The sequence below is a fragment of the Mangrovicoccus sp. HB161399 genome, assembly GCF_013184745.1.
Lineage (GTDB): Bacteria > Pseudomonadota > Alphaproteobacteria > Rhodobacterales > Rhodobacteraceae > Mangrovicoccus.
In genome coordinates this window covers 1-1472 of the sequence record NZ_JAATVU010000229.1, presented here as the reverse complement: position 1 = coordinate 1472, position 1472 = coordinate 1, and the positions used below count along the sequence as shown (strand labels likewise).

3 protein-coding genes and 2 pseudogenes are annotated in these 1472 nt (G+C 60.8%); 2 read left to right on the top strand and 3 right to left on the bottom strand.

The features are described from left to right. Positions 1-88 precede the first annotated feature (88 nt). Positions 89-301, bottom strand: a complete 213-nt coding sequence (locus tag HCC78_RS35160; protein WP_172332814.1) for an IS3 family transposase — start codon at positions 299-301, stop codon at positions 89-91. A 23-nt stretch (positions 302-324) separates the two neighbouring features. Continuing rightward, positions 325-519: a hypothetical protein gene (locus HCC78_RS32520; RefSeq protein ID WP_172332813.1), complete on the bottom strand. Its 195-nt coding sequence runs from the start codon at positions 517-519 to the stop codon at positions 325-327. Between the two features lie 187 nt (positions 520-706). Between HCC78_RS32520 and HCC78_RS32515 the strand changes: the two are divergent. Continuing rightward, positions 707-880 (top strand): annotated as a pseudogene (locus tag HCC78_RS32515) (helix-turn-helix domain-containing protein); the annotation flags it as partial. 13 nt (positions 881-893) lie between these two features. Here HCC78_RS32515 and HCC78_RS35155 read toward each other — a convergent pair. Continuing rightward, positions 894-1169, bottom strand: a pseudogene (locus HCC78_RS35155) (hypothetical protein); the annotation flags it as partial. Positions 1170-1219: 50 nt separating this feature from the next. On the opposite strand from HCC78_RS35155, the gene HCC78_RS32510 reads away from it, so the two are divergent. Continuing rightward, a partial coding sequence (locus HCC78_RS32510) for a transposase (RefSeq protein WP_172332812.1) occupies positions 1220-1472 on the top strand: 253 nt, incomplete at its 3' end.

Below are 1472 nucleotides of genomic sequence, written 5' to 3'. Positions count from 1 at the left end.
TCGCGCGTACCTGAGCTTCTGCCCTGGAACTGGACGCCACAAAGCGCCTTGTCACGCAAGGCCGCATGACCGCCGCCCTCGCCGGATGCTAACGCTTCATCAGCCGCCTGACGTGATGCCGCCCGCATTTGTGCCCTTCTCTCTGCATGTGGCGGGCCATCTGGCGCGAGCCGTACCACGGTGTTTCGAGGAACTGGCGATCAATGATCGCCATGAAGGCGAGGTTCTCCGCGCTTTCGCCGCGCGGCTGGTAGTAGAGGCTTGAGCGGGCCAGCGACAGCAGGCTGCACTGTCGCCGCACGCTGAGGCGAGGATGATCCTTCCTCACCGCTTTCTGCCTCCAGTGCCGTGAATGAGACTGGAGGCTTCCGACAAAAAATCCCGTTCCACGACCAACTGGCCGATCTTGGCGTGAAGTTTCTCGACATCCGCTGCCGAAACCATCGGCTCGGCAGCCGCCTTCGTATCGAAGGCCGATGCCATGTTTTCGATGGCTATCCGTTTCCAGCCGCTAATCATGGTGGGATGGATATCGTTGAGCGGCTCTCTCGGACCGATGGCGTTCGCCGTTCAACTCTTGGCCAGCTCGGCCGTCGTCAGTTCCTCGCGGATGGCCTCGAGAGCCACCTTCGCCTTGAACTCCGCTGAATAGCGTTTCCGTTTCGTCATCTCGGGTCAGTCTTCGTCAGGCGCTAAAGCTTAACACCTGGTCCGAAATCCCGCGACCACCTCTGCGCACGCCATCCGAGCTGCAATACAGCGATCGCAAGCTTCGACCGCGGCGCTGAGCCGGGAACTCGGGATCAATCCGAAGACCGTCGCGAAGTGGCGCAAGCGCGAGACGGTCGAGGATCGCAAGACCGGTCCGAAGGATTTCCGCTTTTGGACTTATTTCAGATGAACTGAAAATGGTCTGAGGTAAGCAGGTCAGAGTTCACGCCAAGCAGGATCAGGCTACTGTCTTCCCAAGAAACAATTGCTCCACCGTTAGACGCGGTAATTGCAATCTGATCGATGGTCGCGTTCCCTTCCACAGCCACGAAGTCTTCATCAAGCGAAAAGTCTGTAACGACGTCTTGACCACCGTCTGATTCGAGAACGAAGACGTCAGCCCCTTGGCCGCCTGTAAGCTGGTCATCACCACGGCCACCACGCAGCGTGACCTTGCCCCCGGATCCCGGACCCGGAGTTAAAGTACTCCCAGAGAGAGGGACCCGCTATGAGCAGACAACCCCGTCGTCACTTCACCGCCGAGTTCAAGGAGCAGGCCGTTGCGCGCCTGTCGGAGCCCGGCGCCACCCAGACCAGCGTCGCGCGGGAACTTGGCGTGACGCCGTCGCAGCTGAAAGGCTGGCGGCTTGAACTGGCGGCTGGAGGGTCGGCCGAGGCGATCCGCAAGCAGCAGGCCGAGGCCGCCGAACTGGCCGAACTTCGGCGCGAGAACCGTCGCCTCAAGGAAGAGGTGGAGGTCA